The sequence below is a fragment of the Tsukamurella conjunctivitidis genome (genome assembly GCF_007858475.1).
Lineage (GTDB): Bacteria > Actinomycetota > Actinomycetes > Mycobacteriales > Mycobacteriaceae > Tsukamurella > Tsukamurella conjunctivitidis.
This window is the reverse complement of sequence record NZ_VIGX01000009.1, coordinates 1-20,493: the sequence shown is the minus strand read 5'-3', so window position 1 is coordinate 20,493 and position 20,493 is coordinate 1. Positions and strand designations below refer to the sequence as shown.

General features: G+C 69.5%; 19 protein-coding genes and 1 tRNA gene. 12 read left to right on the top strand and 8 right to left on the bottom strand.

Annotated elements, in window-relative coordinates:
* Positions 1-24: 24 nt before the first annotated feature.
* The 4 genes from yidC to rpmH form a co-directional block, all read right to left on the bottom strand.
* A complete protein-coding gene (gene yidC, locus FK530_RS15760; RefSeq protein ID WP_146487992.1) occupies positions 25-1,164 on the bottom strand; it encodes a membrane protein insertase YidC in 1,140 nt (379 codons plus the stop codon).
* A gap of 107 nt (positions 1,165-1,271) precedes the next feature.
* Positions 1,272-1,532, bottom strand: coding sequence for a membrane protein insertion efficiency factor YidD (gene yidD / locus FK530_RS15755; protein WP_146487991.1), 261 nt, complete (start codon positions 1,530-1,532; stop codon positions 1,272-1,274).
* On the bottom strand, positions 1,529-1,909 hold the full coding sequence (gene rnpA, locus FK530_RS15750) for a ribonuclease P protein component (RefSeq protein ID WP_223120671.1): 381 nt from the start codon (positions 1,907-1,909) through the stop codon (positions 1,529-1,531). Before rnpA ends, yidD begins: the two co-directional genes overlap by 4 nt.
* A gap of 110 nt (positions 1,910-2,019) precedes the next feature.
* Complete coding sequence (rpmH, locus tag FK530_RS15745) at positions 2,020-2,163, bottom strand: 50S ribosomal protein L34 (RefSeq protein WP_068526256.1); 144 nt, start codon at positions 2,161-2,163, stop codon at positions 2,020-2,022.
* Positions 2,164-2,800: 637 nt separating this feature from the next.
* Between rpmH and dnaA the strand changes: the two genes are divergently transcribed.
* Positions 2,801-4,294 (top strand): chromosomal replication initiator protein DnaA, encoded by a 1,494-nt coding sequence (gene dnaA / locus FK530_RS15740; protein WP_146487989.1) that lies wholly within the window; start codon positions 2,801-2,803, stop codon positions 4,292-4,294.
* A gap of 18 nt (positions 4,295-4,312) precedes the next feature.
* On the opposite strand, the gene FK530_RS15735 is transcribed toward dnaA, so the two are convergent.
* Entirely contained in the window at positions 4,313-5,182 is an 870-nt protein-coding gene (locus FK530_RS15735; protein WP_146487988.1) for a hypothetical protein, read from the bottom strand.
* Positions 5,183-5,638: 456 nt separating this feature from the next.
* Between FK530_RS15735 and dnaN the strand changes: the two genes are divergently transcribed.
* The 5 genes from dnaN to FK530_RS15710 all read left to right on the top strand — a co-directional run bounded on the left by dnaN (position 5,639) and on the right by FK530_RS15710 (position 11,980).
* The gene (gene dnaN, locus FK530_RS15730) at positions 5,639-6,802 is read left to right on the top strand and encodes a DNA polymerase III subunit beta (RefSeq protein ID WP_146487987.1); all 1,164 of its coding nucleotides are present in this window, start codon (positions 5,639-5,641) and stop codon (positions 6,800-6,802) included.
* Positions 6,714-7,724, top strand: coding sequence for a phosphogluconate dehydrogenase (NAD(+)-dependent, decarboxylating) (gene gnd / locus FK530_RS15725; RefSeq protein ID WP_262407018.1), 1,011 nt, complete (start codon positions 6,714-6,716; stop codon positions 7,722-7,724). The genes dnaN and gnd overlap by 89 nt, the downstream gene beginning before the upstream one ends.
* An 18-nt stretch (positions 7,725-7,742) precedes the next feature.
* On the top strand, positions 7,743-8,945 hold the full coding sequence (gene recF, locus FK530_RS15720) for a DNA replication/repair protein RecF (protein WP_146487985.1): 1,203 nt from the start codon (positions 7,743-7,745) through the stop codon (positions 8,943-8,945).
* 85 nt (positions 8,946-9,030) lie between these two features.
* Entirely contained in the window at positions 9,031-10,350 is a 1,320-nt protein-coding gene (locus FK530_RS15715) for a nucleotide disphospho-sugar-binding domain-containing protein (RefSeq protein ID WP_146487984.1), read from the top strand.
* 1 nt (position 10,351) lies between these two features.
* The gene (locus FK530_RS15710; RefSeq protein WP_146487983.1) at positions 10,352-11,980 is read left to right on the top strand and encodes an MFS transporter; all 1,629 of its coding nucleotides are present in this window, start codon (positions 10,352-10,354) and stop codon (positions 11,978-11,980) included.
* A 118-nt stretch (positions 11,981-12,098) separates the two neighbouring features.
* Here FK530_RS15710 and FK530_RS15705 read toward each other — a convergent pair whose 3' ends face one another.
* A complete protein-coding gene (locus FK530_RS15705; protein WP_146487982.1) occupies positions 12,099-12,575 on the bottom strand; it encodes a hypothetical protein in 477 nt (158 codons plus the stop codon).
* Between the two features lie 57 nt (positions 12,576-12,632).
* On the opposite strand from FK530_RS15705, the gene FK530_RS15700 reads away from it, so the two are divergent.
* Both FK530_RS15700 and FK530_RS15695 read left to right on the top strand, forming a co-directional pair.
* A complete protein-coding gene (locus FK530_RS15700; RefSeq protein ID WP_146487981.1) occupies positions 12,633-13,478 on the top strand; it encodes a hypothetical protein in 846 nt (281 codons plus the stop codon).
* Positions 13,479-13,514: 36 nt separating this feature from the next.
* Positions 13,515-14,057, top strand: coding sequence for a DUF721 family protein (locus tag FK530_RS15695; protein ID WP_146487980.1), 543 nt, complete (start codon positions 13,515-13,517; stop codon positions 14,055-14,057).
* Here FK530_RS15695 and FK530_RS15690 read toward each other — a convergent pair.
* On the bottom strand, positions 14,048-14,509 hold the full coding sequence (locus FK530_RS15690) for a DUF6841 family protein (protein ID WP_146487979.1): 462 nt from the start codon (positions 14,507-14,509) through the stop codon (positions 14,048-14,050). The genes FK530_RS15695 and FK530_RS15690 overlap by 10 nt on opposite strands.
* 277 nt (positions 14,510-14,786) lie before the next feature.
* Here FK530_RS15690 and gyrB point away from each other — a divergent pair, with 277 nt between their 5' ends.
* The 4 genes from gyrB to FK530_RS15665 all read left to right on the top strand — a co-directional run bounded on the left by gyrB (position 14,787) and on the right by FK530_RS15665 (position 20,294).
* On the top strand, positions 14,787-16,850 hold the full coding sequence (gene gyrB / locus FK530_RS15685) for a DNA topoisomerase (ATP-hydrolyzing) subunit B (RefSeq protein ID WP_146487978.1): 2,064 nt from the start codon (positions 14,787-14,789) through the stop codon (positions 16,848-16,850).
* 65 nt (positions 16,851-16,915) lie between these two features.
* The gene (gene gyrA / locus FK530_RS15680; RefSeq protein WP_146487977.1) at positions 16,916-19,417 is read left to right on the top strand and encodes a DNA gyrase subunit A; all 2,502 of its coding nucleotides are present in this window, start codon (positions 16,916-16,918) and stop codon (positions 19,415-19,417) included.
* Between the two features lie 27 nt (positions 19,418-19,444).
* Positions 19,445-20,164, top strand: a complete 720-nt coding sequence (locus tag FK530_RS26690) for a DUF3566 domain-containing protein (protein ID WP_231706663.1) — start codon at positions 19,445-19,447, stop codon at positions 20,162-20,164.
* 53 nt (positions 20,165-20,217) lie between these two features.
* A tRNA-Ile gene (locus FK530_RS15665) sits at positions 20,218-20,294 on the top strand.
* A gap of 17 nt (positions 20,295-20,311) precedes the next feature.
* Here FK530_RS15665 and FK530_RS26420 read toward each other — a convergent pair.
* On the bottom strand, positions 20,312-20,493 hold a 182-nt coding region (locus FK530_RS26420), incomplete at its 5' end, for a hypothetical protein (RefSeq protein WP_205124213.1).

Genomic DNA, 20,493 nt, shown 5'->3' with positions numbered 1-20,493 from the left:
ATCAGGGGTTCGTGGGCGCCGCGCTCAGCGCTTGCGCTTCTTGTTCCGGTTGCGCTGCTGCTGATTGCGCTGCTGCTGCCGGGCATTCGCGGAGGGGTGCTGGGGCTTCGGCTTGGCGCCGGGCGTCGGCTTCGACGGTGCCGACTCCTCCGCGGGCTCGTCGGTCGCATCGGTCGCGGTCTCGGCGGCCTTGGTGACGGAGACGGCCGCGCCGCCCTTCTTGGGCTTCACGCCCGGCTTCGGCGCGTTCTCCGCACGCTTCTCCTGCGCCAGGCGCTTCTTCTCCTCGTCCTCCTTGTCGAGCTTGCCGAAGACGATGTGCTGCTGGCAGTACGTCCAGATGTTCTGGGTGACCCAGTAGATCAGGATGGCGACGGGCAGGAAGAAGCCACCGACCAGGACGCCGATGGGGAAGACCCACAGCATCAGGCGGTTCATGATGGCCGTCTGCGGGTTGTCCAGCGAGGCGACGGGCTGGCGCGCGATGGATGCGCGCGAGTTGAAGTGCGTGGCCAGCGCTGCGATGATCATCAGCGGTAGCGACAGCGCGAGAATCTGCCACTGCTCGAAGTTCGGCTGGATGAAATCGTTATTGATGTTGACCGGCATGAACGCCTGGTAGTTCTTCTCCGGCATCTGCACCATCGACGACAGCGGCACGTCGAAGAGGCGCGCATCGAGGAAGCTCCCGACATCCGTCGCAGAGAAGAAGTAGTTAGGTGTGTGCCGCGTCTCGTAGGCCGTCATATCGGGCGAGCCGAACATGCTCGTCGCGCCGCCGTTCATCCGGTTGAACGAGCGGAGCACGTGGAACAGGCCGATGAACACCGGCACCTGCAGCAGCGCGGGCAGGCAGCCGAGGAGCGGGTTGAAGCCGTGCTCCTTCTGCAGCTTCTGCATCTCGAGCGCCAGCTTCTGGCGGTCCTTGCCGTACTTCTTCCGCAGGGCCTGCATCTGCGGCTGGAACTCCTGCATCTGCCTGGTCGTCCTGATCTGGCGGACGAAGGGCTTGTACAGGATGGCGCGCAGCGTGAGCACCAGGAAGATCACCGAGAGGGCCCAGGTGATGCCGCTGTCGGGGCCGAGGCCGGGCACGAAGGAGAAGACCTTGTGCCAGACCCACATGATGCCCGACACCGGGTAGTACACGTAGTCCAAGGACATCGGATTGAAACTTGACACGGGGCGGTGCTCCTTGCCGATCTATTTCGAAGAGGTTCTGGGGCGCGGTCATTCGCGCATCGGAAAGTGGAAGCCGCTGGCGGCGGCGGCTATTCGGGGACGGGGTCCCAACCGCCGCGGTGCCACGGCCCGCACTTGAGCAGGCGAATGGTACTGAGGTACACGCCCTTGACCGCGCCGTGCGCCGAAAGCGCCTCCACCGCATACTCGCTGCAGGTGGGGGTGAATCGGCAGGTGGGCGGGCGCACCGGGGAGATCCACGTCCGGTACAGCTGCACCAGAGAGATCAATGCCCGCCGGGGAACCGCGCGCAGCGTCCTCCCGGCCGTCACCGTCGTCTCCTCGCTCACAGCGCACCCAGTTTCGTCAGACCCGAACGCAGTTGTGCTGCCAGCTCGTTCGCGTCCTCGTCCGCCGCAGTACGGAGCGCGCGGACCACGACGAGGGCGCCATCGTCCAGCTCGCCGGCCACGGAAGCGACGGCGGCGCGCAACCGGCGCGCAACGGTATGCCGAATCACCGCGTTACCCACGGCTTTCGAGACGACCAGGCCCACGCGGGGCGCCGGGGTCACGGGATCGATCGCGGACACGACGAGGCCCGGTCCCCCCTCGGGAGCGGGGACCGGGCTCGTATTCGTCGCTGTCGCCACGTGCACCACGATGGAGCGGCGGCCCACGCGTCTACCGCCTTTGACCGCCGCGGCGAAATCGCGCGACGAGCTCATGCGGTAGCGGGCGGGTAGCACGTCAGTGTTCTGCCTTCTCCATCGCCTTTTGCAACAGCGCCACCGCGACCGGGGGTCCGGTACGCGGTGGCGCTACGCGAGAGGGGAAATCAGGCCGTCAGCTTCGCGCGGCCCTTGGTCCGACGCGCAGAGACGATGGCGCGCCCGGCACGGGTACGCATACGGAGACGGAAGCCGTGCACCCGCGCGCGGCGACGGTTGTTCGGCTGGAACGTCCGCTTGCCCTTGGCCACGGTGACACTCCTTGTTCAGTGGACGACGCTCGTGCGCCGCCGTTCGATGGACGGAAACTCTTCGGCGGCACATGAAGCTCGACTTGAGGTCGAACTCGCCCGACGGATCGGTGTGCGCACAGACCGGTCAAGACTACTTATCCCCACTGACAAGGTCAAACCGGCGCCCGCGGGGCCACGTGACGAGCCTCACAATCGGTGGTTCGCGACACGCCGAACGACGGCGACATCCCACCGCTTCCTGCGGGAATGTGCGTTGTGTTGAGGACCGCGCTCCACTCTGTTAACTTTGCCGAATGCGATTGCTGAGCACGGCCGCGGCACCCCGTGGACCCCGAGCACGGCAGCTTCGGGCCGACCGGCGCCGGGCGTGTAGCGGGCTGGGCGCCGCGCCGTAGCCCGGCTCCTCCGACACGCTGCTTCCGCAGTCCTGCGACCTCGTCGTTCCCAGCCGAAGACACCGGCTGACAACACCTGTACTCCTGGTCTTCCACACCTGTGGATGAACCTGTGGAGTACAGTTCATGCGCAGGTCGGGTGGGGTGCAGTCATGCACAGCCCGACGTTGGACGTGTGAACGAGTACGCCGGTCGGAAGCCGGAGACCGAAGGCTTTCAAACCCGGTGTGGAGGACCTGATGACCGTTGATCCGCTGATCGAGACGTGGACCGCCGTGGTCGACGAACTCTGCGGAGACAACACCGATCGCACCCTCACCAAGCAGGAGAAGGCCTGGCTCAAGCTGGTCCAGCCGCTGACCCTGACCGAGGGCTTCGCGCTCGTGGCCGTGCCCTCGCAGCTCATGAAGGACGCCATCGAGCGGAGCCTCCGCGAGCCGCTCGTCGCCGCGCTCACCACCCGCCTGGGGCAGGACGTGGAGCTCGGCGTGCGCATCTCCCCCGACGCCACACCGCCGGCCGCGCCCGTCGCGGCCGCCGCCCCCGCGCCCGCGGAGAGCCCCTCCGGACCGAGCACCGCGGATCTCACCGTGCCCGTGAGCGAGATCGCTGCGGGGATGCCCGGCGCACCGTCACCGTCCGTCCAACTGCCTCCGCCCATGACGGGCCCGGCGACCAACGGCACGGCGATGACCGGATCGTCCGGCTCGAGCCTGAACCAGAAGTACACCTTCGAGACCTTCGTCATCGGCGCTTCGAACCGGTTCGCGCACGCTGCGGCCTTCGCCGTGGCGGAGGCGCCGGCCCGGGCGTACAACCCGCTGTTCATCTGGGGAGAATCCGGCCTGGGCAAGACCCACCTGCTGCACGCGGCGGGCCACTACGCACGCCGTCTGTTCCCCGGGATGCGGGTGAAGTACGTGTCCACGGAGGAGTTCACGAACGACTTCATCAACTCCCTGAAGGACGACCGCCAGGTCCAGTTCAAGCAGCGCTACCGCGACGTGGACATCCTGCTGGTGGACGACATCCAGTTCCTCGAGGGGAAGCTGGGCATCCAGGAGGAGTTCTTCCACACGTTCAACACGCTGCACAATGCGAACAAGCAGATCGTCGTCTCCTCCGACCGCCCGCCGAAACAGCTGGCGACGCTGGAGGATCGGCTGCGGACCCGGTTCGAGTGGGGCCTGATCACCGACGTGCAGCCGCCCGAGCTGGAGATCCGCATGGCGATCCTGCTCAAGAAGGCGCAGATGGAACGGATCCACGTGCCGCCGGACGTGCTGGAGCTCATCGCGACCCGCATCGACCGGAACATCCGTGAGCTCGAGGGCGCGCTGATCCGGGTCACCGCCTTCGCCTCGCTCACGCAGACCGATGTGACCTACGAGCTCGCGGAGATGGTGCTGCGCGACCTGGTGCCGGACACCACGACGATCGAGATCTCCTCCAGCACCATCCTTTCCGTGGTGGCGGAGTACTTCGAGATCTCGGTCGCCGACCTCAAGGGCACCGAGCGTGCCCGCGCGGTGACGCACGCGCGGCAGATCGCCATGTACCTGTGCCGCGAGCTGACGGAGCTGTCACTACCGAAGATCGGGCAGATCTTCGACCGCGACCACACCACGGTGATGTACGCCGAGCGGAAGATCCGCAAGGAGATGCCCGAGCGGCGCCGGGTCTACGACCAGGTGCAGGAGCTCACCACTCGCATCAAGCGCCGCAGCCAGTAGCGCGCCGGGCCGCGCCCGTCAGCGGCCGGCCGAACAGATCAACGGTCCGCCGCCGCCCCGGCTACTGCTCTCCTCGGAGACGACCTTCCCGTTGCGCGTGATCGAGCACCCCACATCACCCGTGTACCCGAGCACCGTCACGGTGACCAACGGCGCGTCCGAGGTGAACTCCTTCGACCACGGGAGCGGTTGGGTGCCGAAGAGGCCCGTGTCGGGAACGCCGACCGTCACCAGCTGCGCGGAACCACCGCCCGTGACCTCCACGCGCCACTTCCGTGCGTCCGGTCCGGTGCTCGAGCCCCCGCCGAAGATGGGCGGGATCGAGATGCCCGACGGGACGCCGCTCGGCAGCGTGATCCCGCCCGGCCTGCTGCTCGTGGTCGTGGTCGACGGCGGGGCCGTCGTGGTCGGCTGCGACGAGGCGGTGTTCTCCGGGGAGCCGCTGGTCGCCACGAGCGCCACGATGACCGCGAGGACGAGTGCGAAGACCACCGCCGCCGCAGCGATCCACAGCAGCTTCCGATTCCCTCCCGAGCCGCCACCGTCGCCGCCCGCGCCGCCTCCCGGGCCTCCGGGACCGGGGGGCGGCCCCTGCGGCGGCTGTGCGCCGTACTGGGCGTACTGATCGCCGTACGCGCCCGGCGCGTACCCGAGCTGATAGCCGCCGTCGTACCGCTGCGTGGGCGGGCCCTGCGGGGCCGGACCGACGGGTCCTGGAGCGCCCTCCGCGGGCGCCGGCGGGCCCTGCGGTGCGCCCGGATCGCCCGTTCCGTCCACGGGACGCTCGTATTCGCGGGTCGGTTTCGGCGCGTTCGGCGTCCCGGGGCCGACGGGGTAGTTCTGTCCGCCGGGGTGCTCTCCCGGGTGCTGCGGATCCGGATATCCCATGGTCACACCGTACGCGCCGAGCGCTCGCCCGAGAACTGTGAGTTACTCACCAGTACTGCACACAGCCTGTGGATAGACGGCCGAAAACCCAGGAGTGACCTGGGGAGAGTTCATCCACAGGTTTCCACAGGCGGGGTTCATCACCAATCACACCGATGTAGTTCCACAATCGCTGCGGCGCGTCGTCAACACCCCGACACGCCACCCGCGCTGCGGGGATGACGAGTTTCCACATCCTCCACAGGCCTTATGACGATGACATATTTCTTCACTAGATACTTCTTCTGAAAAGAGGCGACGTGAAGGTCCGGCGTGCTCCGCCGGCCCGGACCCGTGGTTCCCCTCGGCGGCGACCTGAACGCCACCGGATCGGTCGGGCTCCTATAGCATCGAAGACCTCACGGTCGTGCCCGCCACGCCGTCCCCGAACGACCCCCACCGAAAGGCCCCGTCGGCATGAAGTTTCGCGTCCCGCACGAGGAGTTCGCCGAATCCGTCGCGTGGGTGGCGCGCAGCCTGCCGTCGCGCCCCCCGGTGCCGGTACTCGGCGGCGTCCTCCTCACCGCGGGCGATGACGGCCTGACCGTCTCGGGATTCGACTACGAGGTCTCGGCGCGGGTGCGCGTCGGAGCCGAGGTCGCCGACGAGGGGCAGGCGCTGGTCTCGGGCCGGCTGCTCGCCGACATCACGAAGGCGCTCCCGAACAAGCCCGTCGACGTGCAGCTCGACACCACTCGCGTCGCGATCACCTGCGGTAGTGCGAAGTTCTCGCTGCCGACGATGCCCGTCGAGGACTACCCGCAGCTGCCCGAGCTGCCGCAGCAGACCGGCGCCATCGAGCGCGGCACCTTCGCCGAGGCCATCGCCCAGGTCGCAATCGCCGCGGGCAAGGACGACACGCTGCCGATGCTCACCGGCATCCGCGTGGAGATCGAGGGCGAGAAGGTCGTGCTCGCCGCGACCGACCGGTTCCGGTTGGCCGTCCGCGAGTTCGACTGGCAGCCCGCGTCCGCCGACGTCAAGGCCGCGGTCCTGGTGCCGGCGAAGACCCTCTCCGAGGCGGCGAAGACCTTCGCCGTGGACCCCGAGGTGGGCATCGCGCTCGGTGCCGGGTCCGCCGTGGGCGCCGACGGCCTGCTCGGCGTGGTCGGCGCGGACCGTCGCACCACCACTCGCCTGCTCGACGCGGACTTCCCGAAGTTCCGGCAGCTGCTGCCCGCCTCGCACACCGCGATCGCCACGATGGAGATCGCGCCGCTGCTCGAGGCGATCAAGCGCGTGGCCCTCGTCGCCGACCGCGGCGCCCAGGTCCGGATGGAGTTCGCCGACGGCTCGCTGCGGCTCTCCGCCGGCGGCGACGACGCCGGCCGGGCCGAGGAGGAGCTGCCCGCCGACTTCCAGGGCGAGGCCCTCACCATCGCCTTCAACCCGGGCTACCTGCAGGACGGCCTGGCCGCGATCCACACCGAGTCGGTGACCTTCGGCTTCACCACCCCGAGTCGCCCTGCGGTGCTGCGCCCCGCGGAGGAGAATGGCTACCAGCCCGACGACTCCGGGGCGTTCCCCGCGCCGCAGAGCCCGTACACGTACCTGCTCATGCCGGTGCGGCTGCCGGGCTGATCGAACCGTCGTCTCCGCACGGAAGGATTCCGCGAACATGCAGTTGGGTCTGATCGGTCTGGGCAAGATGGGCGCGAACATGCGCCAGCGCATCCGGAACGCCGGCCACGAGGTGATCGGCTACGACCCCCGCCCCGAGGTCACCGACGTGCCCTCGCTCGAGGCGCTCGCGCAGGCGCTCACCGCGCCGCGCACGGTCTGGGTGATGGTGCCCGCCGGCGACATCACTCGTGAGACGGTGCGCAAGCTGGCCGAGATCCTCGAGCCCGGCGACCTGGTGATCGACGGCGGAAACTCGCGCTACACCGACGACCAGGTCAACGCGGAACTGCTCTCCGCCAAGGAGATCGGCTACCTCGATTGCGGCGTCTCCGGCGGAGTCTGGGGCCTGGAGAACGGCTACGGCCTCATGGTCGGCGGTTCGGACACCGACGTGGAGCGCGCCATGCCGATCTTCGACGCGCTGCGCCCCGAGGGCGAGCGCGAGGACGGCTTCGCACACAGCGGCCCCGTCGGCGCCGGCCACTACGCCAAGATGATCCACAACGGCATCGAGTACGGCCTGATGCAGGCCTACGGCGAGGGGTACGACCTGCTGGAGGCCGAGCCCCTCATCGAGAACGTCGCCGGCACGCTGCGGGCCTGGAGCAAGGGCACCGTCGTGCGGTCGTGGCTGCTGGACCTGCTGGTCAAGGCGCTCGAGGAGGATCCGGGGCTGCAGGAGATCACCGGGTACACCGAGGATTCCGGCGAGGGCCGGTGGACCGTCGAGGAGGCGATTCGACACTCCGTGCCGGCGCCCGTGATCGCCGCCGCGCTGTTCGCACGGTTCCAGTCCCGCCAGGACGACTCGGACACGATGAAGGCGGTGTCGGCGCTGCGCAACCAGTTCGGCGGGCACGCCGTGCGCCGCGCCGACTAGCAGGGCCGAGACGCACCTTTGTACGTCCGCCGGCTCACCCTGCACGACTTCCGGTCCTGGGACGACGTCACCGTCGACCTGGAGCCGGGGGTCAGCGTCTTCGTGGGCCGCAACGGATTCGGTAAGACCAATCTCGTCGAGGCGCTGAACTACCTCGCCACTCTGGGCTCGCACCGCGTAGCCACGGACCAGCCGCTGATCCGCGTGGGCGCCGAGAGCGCCTCGGTCGCGGCCACCGTGCACAACGGGGGCCGTGAGCTCACCGCGGAGGTCGACATCATCGCGGGACGGGCGAACAAGGCGCGGATCAACACCGCGCCCTGCCGACGGCCGCGCGAGCTGCTGGGCATTCTGCAATCCGTCCTGTTCGCGCCCGAGGACCTCGCGCTGGTGCGCGGCGAGCCGGGCGGCCGTCGCCGCTTCCTCGACGACCTCGCGATCCTGCGCACGCCGCGCATCGCCGCGGAGAAGGCTGATTACGAGCGCGTGCTCAAACAGCGCACCGCCCTGCTCAAGACCGCGTACGCGGCCGCGCGGCGCGGCGGTGCCGACGCGGAGTCGATGCTCTCGACGCTGGACGTCTGGGACGCGCAGCTGGCACGGTTCGGCGCCGAGGTGCTCGCGGCGCGGCTCGAGGTGGTGGCCTCGCTCGCGCCGCACCTCACCGTCGCGTACGCCGCGCTGGCTCCGCACTCGCGCGCCGCGACCGTGGCGTACACGAGCTCGCTGTTCGAGGGTTTCGACGGTGACCCCGCCGCCGCGTCCGTCGCCGAACTGGAGCATGCGATGCTCGACGGCCTCGCCGCAGCGCGGCAGCGGGAGATCGAGCGCGGTGTGTGCCTGGTGGGCCCGCACCGCGACGACCTCGACCTGCGGCTCGGGAACGAGCCGGCCAAGGGCTTCGCCTCCCATGGTGAATCCTGGTCGTACGCACTGGCATTGCGCCTCGCCTCGCTGGAACTGCTGCGCGCCGGCGGCTCCGAGCCCGTGCTGCTGCTCGACGACGTCTTCGCCGAGCTCGACGCCAAGCGCCGCACCGCTCTCGCCGACGTGGCGGCGGGGACGGAGCAGGTCATCGTGACGGCCGCCGTGCCGGAGGACCTGCCGTCCGCGTTGCGCGCCGCGACCTTCCAGGTCACCGTCGAGGGACCCGCGGATGCGCGCGTCTCCCGGCTCACCGATACCGAACCGGGCGGGCCGGGGGCGACTGCCGCTCCGTAACCCGCCGCCGCGTAGAGTGCCAGTGTTGCGCCGAAAATATAAGGCGCCAACAACATTCGGTACATGGTAAAGAAAGGCGGATCGGGTGCGCATCGCGATCGCATGCATGGGCTCGCGCGGCGACATCAGCCCGCTCCTGGCGGTGGCTCGGGTCTTCGCGGACCGCGGCGACGACGTGGCGGTCGGCTGCACGGTCGAATCGCAGGGCTACGTGGCCTCGTACGGCTTCGAGCCGCACATCCTGACGACCTTAAACCTCAAGGAGTTCCTGCAGTCGCCGGTCGGCCAGGAGAAGTTCTTCGGCGCCGGCACCACGACGCAGCTGCGCGAGGTGGGCAAGTTGGCGGACTCGCATGCCGACGAATTCGACACCCGCCTGGCCGCGCTGTGCCGGGACGTCGACTGCGTGATCAGCACCCGCATCATCGAGGAGCGGGCGGCCCTGGTCACCCATCGCGAGGGCGTCCCTCTCGTCATGGTCGAGTACTTCCCGGGCGATGTGCACAGCACGGTTCCGAACCCGCTGCTCGGACCGCGGCTGCAGGACGTCGCGGCGCGGATCCCGGTACTCCTCCCGTGGACCTACCGGATCTTCGACATCGGGTGGGCGCTCAGCATCCTCGGCAAGACCGTCGAGCTGGCGAAGCGGGTCGACTATCCGCGGCGGGTCGTCAATCCCCGGTCGGTGCTCGCGGGCCGCGACGTCCTGCGCGTGGAGGCCTTCGGCCGGGCGCTGGTGCCGCCGCGTTCGCGCGAGGATGCACGGCATCCGCGGATCGGTTTCATCCGCATCGAGGGCCGGCCCGCGGACCGCGCCGAGCGGGACGCCATGGTCGAGGAGTGGATCGCGCAGGACGACCGGCCCATCGTCTACGTGGGATTCGGGAGCATGCCGGTCGTCGACTTCGACGGTGTCGTCGCCGGTCTCGCCGAGCTGCTCGCGGCGGAGGGGATGCGGGTGCTCGCTGTGCCGGGCTGGTCGGCGCGCACGCGCGACGAGGACGTGCACACGCCCGACCTGCTCATCGTCCCCGATGTCGACCACGACTCGGTGTTTCCCCGCTGCGCCGCGCTCGTGCACCACGGCGGAGCGGGCACGACGGCCATCGCCGCGGCCTCCGGCCGCCCGTCGCTGGTGTGCAGTCAGGCGTTCGATCAGCACTTCTGGGGCCGCCGCATCGAGGCGGTGGAGGCCGGCGCGATCCTGCCGCGCCGCCGGATGACCGCGCGGACGATCGCCGACGGCGTCCTGCGGCTGGTGCGGGACGAGCGCGTGGTCGACGGTGCGCGCCGCACCGGTGCCGTTGCCGCCGCGGACCTGGGCGGCCGGGACGAGTTCCTGGCGGCCTTCGACGCCTTCCTCGCCGAGGTCGACGGTGCCCGCACCGCGGCCGCCGGCCGTTGACATGATCGCCACCGCCGGCGGGCGGTCCGGCCCGGCGCGCTGGATCTCGCTCGGGACGCTGTGCATCGCCGTGCTGATGACCGGCATGGACAACAGCATCGTCACCATCGCGCTCCCCACGTTGAGCGAGGAGTTCGGCGGCGGCATGAGCGCGCTGCAGTGGATCGTCGATTCGTACACACTGGTCTTCGCCGGGCTGTTGCTCGCGACGGGCTATCTCGGCGACCGCCTCGGCAGGAGGAAGGTGCTCGTCGCCGGCCTGCTGTGTTTCGTCGCGATCTCCGTCCTCGCGACCCGGTCGACCTCGCTGGCCCAGCTCATCACGGCGCGGGCCGCGCTCGGCGCCGCGGCGGCGCTCATCTTCCCCGCCACGCTCGCGATCATCTCGGACCTGTTCCCGGAGAAGGAGGATCGGACCAAGGCCATCGCCGTGTGGTCCGCGGCCGCCGGTGCGTCGATCGCGATCGGCCCCGTCGTCGGCGGCTACCTCGTGGAGCACTTCGCGTGGTCGTCGGTGTTCTGGATCAACGTGCCCATCTCGGTCGTCGCGATCGTCGGCTGCCTCGCGCTGGTCCCCGAGTCCTACGGCTCCGAGCGACCCTCCTTCGACCTGCTCGGCGTGCTCCTGTCGATCTCCGGGATCACGCTGCTGGTGTGGGCACTGATCGAGGCACCGAACTTCGGGTGGGGCAGTGGCCCGGTGGTGGGTGCCCTGGCCGGCGCCGCGGTCCTCGTCGTCGGCTTCGTGATGTACGAACGGCGGCACCGCAATCCCGTGCTCGACGTGACACTGTTCCGCACCCGCGGCTTCGCGATGGGTTCCTTCGCGATCTGTGCCGGCTTCTTCTGCCTGCTCGGCTTCGTCTTCATCACGATCATGTACTTCCAGGCGGTGCTCGGTTACGGCCCGCTGGAGACGGCGGTGCGAGTGATCCCGTTCGCGCTCGCGGCCGTGGCGGTCACGCCGCTGGCGGCGCTCGCGAACACGGAGCGGCGAATGCGGTTCACGATCGCCCTCGGGCTCGCGATCATGGCGGCCGGCTTCGTGCTGACGGCGCGCCTGACCGAATCCGCCGACTACCTGACCCAGGTCCTGCCGGCGATGTCGGTGATCGCGGTCGGCCTCGGCCTGCTGCAGGGTCCCGCCACGACGTCGGTGATGACGTCCGTGCCGTCGGGTGAGGCCGGCGCGGGCTCCGCGGTCAACGACACCACTCGCGAGGTGGGCGGAGCGCTGGGTGTCGCCATTCTCGGTTCGGTCGTGGCGCACCTGTACTCCGCGAAGGTCGCCGAGGACGTCGCGCGGCTGCCCCTGGCGCCGGGTGCCCGGGCCGAGGCCGAGTCGTCGGTCATCGGCGGCATCCGCGCGGTCGCGGCGGCGCCGCCCGAGCTGCAGGCCGCCCTCGGGCACACCGTGCAACAGGGCTTCGTCTCCGCGATGCAGTCGGCGAACCTCGTCGCCGCGGGGGTGGGCGCGGTCGCGTGCCTCGTCGTCGCCACCTTCCTGCGGACCCGGCCGCCGGCGCGCCACCGCCGAACGTCATCGAGCGGGCACGTCAGCGTGAGCGAGCTCCTGGCCCGGGAGTCGGAGGCCGTGACCGAGCCGATCAGGGTGCCCTCGCTGCGCTGACCGGCGTTGTCAGCGCGCGAGTTCCGGCAGGCCGGGAATCTCGAAGACGCCCTCGAGGACGTGGTCGTGGTCCTCGGCCGAGAGCGTGGCTCGGTCGGCCTTGCCGGCCGGGGCGAGTCTATCCGGCGCTCGACCCGGCTCCCGTCCTGCGCAGGAGGACGATTCCCGCCAGGCCGCAGGCCCACGCGACGAGGTAGCCCGCCGCGAGCGCGAGCGGAACGACGGGCCGCCCGTACTCCTGCATCACCAGCGGTGCGAGCACCGGCAGCGCCGCCGCACCGAACGCGATCCATCCCCAGCGCCGGGCCGACGTCGCGCCGCTGCGGACCAGTCGCGCTGCGCCCCACCAGCAGAGCAGCCCGAGCAGGCCGACGGCGTAGAGGTAGGCGTACAGCGGGCCGGGTTCGCCGTACTTGCCGACCGGGTCGTACAGCGCGTGCAGGTGCCGGTCGAGCCCGCCCAGCGCGAACTGATCGGCGAGCGCGTAGCCGAGGCCGGCGGCGGTGGCGAGGGCGCCGAGCCCGTAGGCGAGGAGGGTGCGCCGCGCTCCGTCCGACGGTGCAGTCGTAGGAGGGGTGATCGTCCGTGTCGACATGATGTGTCTCCTTTGGAACTCCGAGTACCAACTTGGTACACGGAGTACCATAGGCCCGTGAGCGAGACTTTGGAACCCCGAGTACCAAATTCGGGGACAACCCCGAGGCGTCGGCGCCTGGCACTCGACGAGACCCGGCGACGGGTCCTGGACGCCGCGGCGGACCGTGTGCTCGCGGAGGGGCTGGGAACCGGACTGGAACACGTCCGGCTCGAGGACGCCGTCCGCGACGCGGACGTCTCCCGGACCGCGGCGTACCGCTGTTGGCCGCAGCGCGACGACTTCCTCGCCGACGTCCTCGCCGCGCTCGCCGATCGGGCGCTGCCGATCGCCTCCACGCGCGGGGCTCGGGCGACGGATGTGCTGCGCCGCGCCGTCGGCGACGATCCGTCGAGCCTGCGCACGGTGGCCGGCCGGCGTTCCGCCCTGCTGCGGGCGGTGGCCGCCTCGGCCGACGACGACCTGCTCGCCGACCGCGAGGAGGATCGGCGGTGGAGGCTGTACCTGACCCTCGCGATGGCGGTGCCCTCGCTGCCCGCAGGGGCCCCGCGCGAGCGCGTCGTGGCCGCCGTCGGCCGCGCGGAGGACGCCGTACTGACCCGGCTGGAGGCGAACTACCGCCGCCTCTTCGAGCTCTTCGGGTTCACCAGCACCATCGGCTATCGGGAGCTCGCGGGCGTGGGCCTCGCCCTGATGCGGGGGTACGTCGTGGGCGGCCACACGGGTGCGGGGGCGGCGCGTCCCGGGCCGGGATACGCCCTCCTCGCCGACGGGGCCGCGGCACCGGCGGAGTCGGGGGAGTGGGACGAGGCGCGCGCGCAGCGCCTGCTCGCCGAGCTTGCCGCGCCGGACGTCTTCGCCCCCGCGCCCGCCGGCACGGCCGATGTCGGTGTCGGCGAGTAGCCTCGCAGGCGAGGTTTCCGGGCGCAGGGAGGTGTCATGACCGGGCAGAACGACGAGGGGCAGCTGCACGGCTCCGACATCGCGCGGCGCGCGCTCGAGGAGGCCCGCGCGGCGGCGAAGGCGGCGGGCAAATCGGTCGGGCAGGGCCGCTCCGAGCCCATGACGGGCGGGGTGCGCCGGCTGCGCCGCGGCTCGAAGCGGTGGAGCGGGCCGTCGCCCGACAACCGCGATCCCCAGCCCTTCGGCTCCCTCATCGGCGGCATCGCCAAAGCCCGCGGCTGGGACACGAAGGTCAACGAGGGCACGGTCCTCGGCTGCTGGGACACCGTCGTCGGCGCGGACGTCGCTGCGCACGCCCGCGCCGTCAACCTGCGCGACAAGGTCCTCTACGTCAGCGCGGAGTCGACCGCGTGGGCCACGCAGCTGCGCCTGATGCAGTCCCAGTTGTTGGCGAAGATCAACGCCGCGGTCGGGCAGGGCGTGGTCACCTCGCTGCACATCACCGGGCCCAGCGCGCCCAGCTGGCGCAAGGGCCCGCTGCACGTGCCCGGCCGGGGCCCGCGCGATACCTACGGCTGAGCCGGCGGCGCGGCCGGGAGGAAGTCGGCGAGGTCGATGCCGCGCTCGGTGGCCAGGGACTGCAGCTTCGCGGCGTCGTCGACCTGGATGCAGACGCAGGCGTGCAGTCCGTCGTGGTCGCGGCGCACGACGTAGTACCCGGTGCTGTCGGTGAGCAGCAGGCCCTCGTCGTCGCGGAACAGCCAGCGGACGTGGAGCAGCGTGATCGCGCCGGTGAGCGGCACGGCGTCGAGGAGCTCGTGGCCGACCGAGCACAGCCCGAGTGCGCGGTACAGCGGATAGGACTGCCGCAGGCCGCGGGCCATCGTCGCGCGGTCGTCGAGCACGCCGGAGAAGCGGTCGTCGACGATCATGCCCGGCTCGGCCCAGAGGTCGGCGCCGGCGGTCGCGTCGAACCGCGCGAGGCTCTCCGCGTACCGGGTGAGGTAGTCGTCGATCTCGGCGTGATCCATGCCTCCGACTCTACGATCGATTGCCGGTTCATGCCCCAGCATCGCCGTGTGCGCGTCGGCTTGCGATTCGGACTGAGCCGACCGAAACGAGGTTGATCGCGTCTGGGACGCGATGAGGGCGTGGCAAACGCATTCATCGTCGTGAAGAGGAGTAGACTGGAAGGGCAAGAGTGCCCCGTCTCCGCGGGTCACTGTCCGATCGCCATCGCGGCGGCCCGGCCCGTGGAAGTTCACGGCCGTTCGCCCGGTGGTTTCGACGAAGGAGCGCCAACACATCGTGGCGGCTGACAACAACGCGGACAAGCCCAAGGGCTCGTACGGCGCGGATTCCATCAAGCAGCTCGAGGGCCTGGAGGCGGTGCGCAAGCGCCCCGGCATGTACATCGGCACCACCGGACCCCGCGGCCTGCACCACATGATCTGGGAGGTCGTCGACAACTCCGTCGACGAAGCGATGGCGGGCCACGCGACCAGGGTCGACGTGAAACTGCGCGAAGACGGCGCCGTCGAGGTCATCGACGACGGCCGCGGTATCCCCGTCGCGATGCACTCCAAGGGCATCCCCACCGTGCAGTTGGTGCTCACCTCGCTGCACGCCGGCGGCAAGTTCGACTCCGACGCCTACGCCGTCTCGGGCGGCCTGCACGGCGTCGGCATCTCCGTGGTCAACGCGCTCTCCAGCAAGGTCGAGGTCGAGATCGACGTCGACGGCTACCACTGGCAGCAGAACTTCCACTGGGACGAGAAGAAGCGCGATTCCGTCGCGGAGGACCTGATCAAGGGCGAGCCCACCACCCGCACCGGTACGACGGTGCGCTTCTGGGCCGATCCGAAGGTCTTCACCGAGACCACGCACTACGACTTCGAGACGGTCTCGCGCCGCCTGCAGGAGATGGCCTTCCTGAACAAGGGCCTGACCATCACGCTGACCGACGAGCGGCCCGTCGCCGTCGAGATCCCGGACGAGGCCATCACCGAGGAGGCTCCGTCGGCGCACGAGGACGACATCGCCGCGGCGCTGGCCGACGTCGCCCCGAAGAAGCGCGAGCGCATCTTCCACTACCCCGACGGCCTCGTCGACTACGTCAAGCACATCAACGCGCGCACGTCGAAGACGCCGATCCACAACTCGATCATCTCCTTCGAGGGCAAGGAGAAGGGCCACGAGGTGGAGATCGCGATGCAGTGGAACTCGGGCTACTCCGAGTCCGTGCACACCTTCGCGAACACCATCAACACGCATGAGGGCGGCACCCACGAGGAGGGCTTCCGCACCGCGCTGACCGGCGTCGTCAAGGCGTACGCCAAGGACAAGAAGCTGGTCAAGGAGAAGGACGGCGATCTCTCGGGCGACGACATCCGCGAGGGTCTCGCCGCGGTCATCTCGGTCAAGGTCGCGGAGCCGCAGTTCGAGGGGCAGACCAAGACCAAGCTCGGCAACTCCGAGATCAAGGGCTTCGTGCAGAAGGTCTGCCGCGAGCAGCTCCAGTTCTGGTTCGACTCGAACCCGGCCGACGCCAAGACCATCGTGCAGAAGGCCGCCGCGTCCGCGCAGGCCCGCCTCGCCGCGCGCAAGGCGCGAGAGCTGGTGCGCCGCAAGAGCGCCACCGACATCGGCGGCCTGCCCGGCAAGCTCGCCGACTGCCGCAGCAACGACCCCGACAAGTGCGAGGTCTACATCGTGGAGGGCGACTCCGCCGGCGGCTCCGCCAAGAGCGGCCGCGACTCGATGTACCAGGCGATCCTGCCCATCCGCGGCAAGATCATCAACGTCGAGAAGGCCCGGATCGACAAGGTGCTCAAGAACACCGAGGTCCAGTCGATCATCACGGCCTTCGGCACCGGCATCCACGACGAGTTCGACATCGCCAAGCTGCGCTACAAGAAGATCGTGCTCATGGCCGACGCCGACGTCGACGGCCAGCACATCTCGACGCTGCTGCTGACGCTGCTGTTCCGCTTCATGCGCCCGCTCGTCGAGCACGGCCACGTGTACCTCGCGCAGCCGCCGCTCTACAAGCTCAAGTGGCAGAAGGGCGCCGACCCGGAGTTCGCCTACAGCGACGCCGAGCGCGACGTGCTGCTCGCCGACGGCCTGCAGAACGGCAAGAAGATCAACAAGGACGACGGCATCCAGCGCTACAAGGGCCTCGGCGAGATGAACGCCAAGGAGCTGTGGGAGACCACGATGGACCCGACGGTCCGCGTGCTCAAGCAGGTCACCCTGGACGATGCCGCCGCCGCCGACGAGCTGTTCTCCATCCTCATGGGTGAGGACGTGGTGGCGCGCCGCTCGTTCATCGCGCGCAACGCCAAGGACGTGCGGTTCCTCGACGTGTAGCCGGGACACCCCGCCCCTCGGGGCGGGGCCGCGCACCGTCGAACCGATGAACTGAAGGACTCGAAATGACTGACACCACCCCGCCCACCGAGACCGGTGGCCACGACCGGATCGAACCGGTCGACATCCAGCAGGAGATGCAGCGCAGCTACATCGACTACGCCATGAGCGTGATCGTGGGCCGCGCGCTGCCCGAGGTGCGCGACGGCATGAAGCCGGTGCAGCGCCGCATCCTGTACGCCTCCTACGACGCCGGTTACCGGCCCGACCGCAGCTATGTGAAGTCGGCCAAGCCCGTCGCCGAGACCATGGGCAACTACCACCCGCACGGCGACAGCGCGATCTACGACGCCCTCGTGCGCCTCGCTCAGCCGTGGTCGCTGCGGTACCCGCTGATCGACGGTCAGGGCAACTTCGGCTCGCCGGGTAACGATCCCGCGGCCGCCATGCGTTACACCGAGGCCCGCCTGACGCCGCTGGCGATGGAGATGCTGCGCGACATCGACGAGGAGACCGTCGATTTCACGCCGAACTACGACGGCAAGACCCAGGAGCCGACGGTGCTCCCGGCGCGCGTGCCGAACCTGCTCATGAACGGCTCCGGCGGCATCGCCGTGGGCATGGCGACCAACATCCCGCCGCACAACCTGCGCGAGCTCGCGGACGCCATCTTCTGGTGCCTGGACAACTTCGACGCCGACTCCGAGGCCACGCTCGAGGCGTGCATGGAGCGGATCAAGGGCCCCGACTTCCCGACCAGCGGCCTCATCGTGGGCAGCCAGGGCATCAAGGACGCCTACTCCACCGGCCGCGGCTCGATCCGCATGCGCGGCGTGGTCGAGGTGGAGGAGGACTCCAAGGGCGCAACGGAACTCGTCATCACCGAGCTGCCCTACCAGGTGAACCCCGACAACCTCGTGCTCTCGATCGCCGAGCAGGTGCGCGACGGCAAGATCGCCGGCATCAGCAAGATCGAGGACCAGTCCTCGGATCGCGTGGGCATGCGGATCGTGGTGCGGCTCAAGCGCGATGCCGTCGCCAAGGTCGTGCTCAACAACCTCTACAAGCACAGCCAGCTGCAGACCAGCTTCGGCGCGAACATGCTGTCCATCGTCGACGGGGTGCCGCGCACGCTGCGCCTGGACCAGATGATCCGCTACTACGTGACGCACCAGTTGGACGTCATCGTGCGGCGCACCCGGTTCCGGCTGCGCAAGGCCGAGGAGCGGGCCCACATCCTGCGCGGCCTGGTCAAGGCGCTCGACGCCCTCGACGAGGTCATCGCCCTCATCCGGCGGTCCGAGACCACCGAGATCGCGCGCGCCGGCCTGATCGAGCTCCTCGACGTCGACGAGCTGCAGGCCAACGCGATCCTCGACATGCAGCTGCGCCGCCTCGCGGCCCTCGAGCGGCAGAAGATCATCGACCAGTTGGCCGAGATCGAGCTCGAGATCGCCGACCTCAAGGACATCCTCGAGCGGCCGGAGCGCCAGCGCGCCATCGTCCGCGACGAGCTCGGCGAGATTGTCGAGAAGTTCGGCGACGACCGCCGCACGCGGATCATCGCGGCCGACGGCGACGTGACCGACGAGGACCTCATCGCGCGTGAGGACGTGGTCGTCACCATCACGGAGACCGGCTACGCCAAGCGCACCAAGACGGACCTGTACCGCAGCCAGAAGCGCGGCGGCAAGGGCGTCAAGGGCGCCGATCTCAAGCAGGACGACATCGTGGCGCACTTCTTCGTGTGCTCCACGCACGACTGGATCCTGTTCTTCACCACCAAGGGCCGCGTCTACCGGGCCAAGGCGTACGAGCTGCCCGAGCAGAGCCGCACCGCCCGCGGGCAGCACGTGGCGAACCTCCTGGCCTTCCAGCCGGAGGAGCGGATCGCGCAGGTCATCCAGATCAAGAACTACGATGACGCGCCCTACCTGATCCTGGCCACCAAGAACGGCCTGGTGAAGAAGTCCAAGCTCGAGGACTTCGACTCGAACCGCAGTGGCGGCATCGTCGCCATCAACCTGCGCGACGAGGACGAGCTGGTGGGCGCGGTGCTCGCCTCGTCCGAGGACGACCTGCTGCTGGTGAGCAAGAACGCCCAGTCGATCCGCTTCCACGCGACCGACGACGCCCTGCGTCCCATGGGCCGCGCAACCTCCGGTGTGCAGGGCATGCGGTTCAACGGTGACGATCAGCTGTTGGCGCTCAACGTGGTCCAGGCCGACACCTACCTGCTCGTCGCGACCTCGGGCGGTTACGCCAAGCGGACGGCGATGGACGACTACCCTGTCCAGGGGCGTGGCGGCAAGGGCGTGCTCACGATCCAGTTCGACCCGAAGCGCGGCGACCTGGTGGGCGCGCTCATCGTCGACGACGAGACCGAGCTGTACGCCATCACGTCGGGCGGCGGCGTGATTCGCACCGCGGCGCGGCAGGTCCGTAAGGCGGGCCGCCAGACCAAGGGCGTCCGGCTGATGAACCTGGCCGAAGGCACTAGTCTTTTGGCCATCGCCCGCAACGCCGACGAGAGCGACGAACCCGAGCAGGCGGACGGCGAGGCATAAGCCGCCGCGGAGCACGAAGGAGCGCATGTGAGTACCCCTGGAACCGGATCCGGCCAGCCGCCGGAGTCCGGACCGGAGGCGGGCCGGCAGCCCGTCCGGATCCCGCGACGCGATACCGATGTCGGCCGCGTGATCGACGCGCCCACCGAGGGTGTGGAACGCGACGAGCTGCCGAAGAACCTGCCCGACCTGGACAAGATCCATCAGGTCGCGCCCGCGGCCCCCGCCGCTCCGGCTGCGCCTGCGCAGCCGGCGGCGGACACCGCGGCGACCGAGCCGGTCGCGGCGGCTCCCGCGGCCGCTGCTGCGGGCGAGGCGGCACCGTCGAACCTGCACACCGTGGGCGGCGCTCCCGCCCGCGCGGCGGGCGTGAAGACGCAGGCCGCGAGCGGCCCGGTGCGGGCGGGCATGCAGCTGCGCAGCATCGACCCGTGGACCACGTTCAAGCTCACCGGTGTGGTCTCGGTGGTGCTCTTCTTCGTGTGGATGATCGCCGTCGGCGTGCTGTACATCGTGCTCAGCGGCATGGGCGTGTGGAGCAAGATCAACGACAGCTTCCAGACGCTCACCAACGAGCAGGCGGGCGTCAGCCTCCTGACGGCCGGCAACGTCTTCACCTACGCGGGCCTCGCCGGTCTCGCGAACGTGATCCTGCTGACCGCGCTCGCGACCGTCGGCGCGTTCATCTACAACCTCTGCGCCGACCTCGTGGGCGGCATCGAGGTGACCCTCTCCGATAGGGATTGACCAGCGATTTTGTAGAACCCGAGGTGCGCTGGTAATGTTCCACCTCGGTTCACGGGCCTATAGCTCAGGCGGTTAGAGCGCTTCGCTGATAACGAAGAGGTCGGAGGTTCAAGTCCTCCTAGGCCCACCACACCCCGTCCCGGGGCCTTAGCTCAGTTGGTAGAGCGCCGCCTTTGCAAGGCGGATGTCAGGAGTTCGAGGTTTATCTCCAGCTGACAGGCTTGGTAAGGGGTTGACCAGCAGGGATGCTGTGGTGGACATGTCCGTCACGAGGTCGTAGTTTGGCGGTGGGACGGTGCCCAGCAGCGGGTGCACAACCACACACGGGG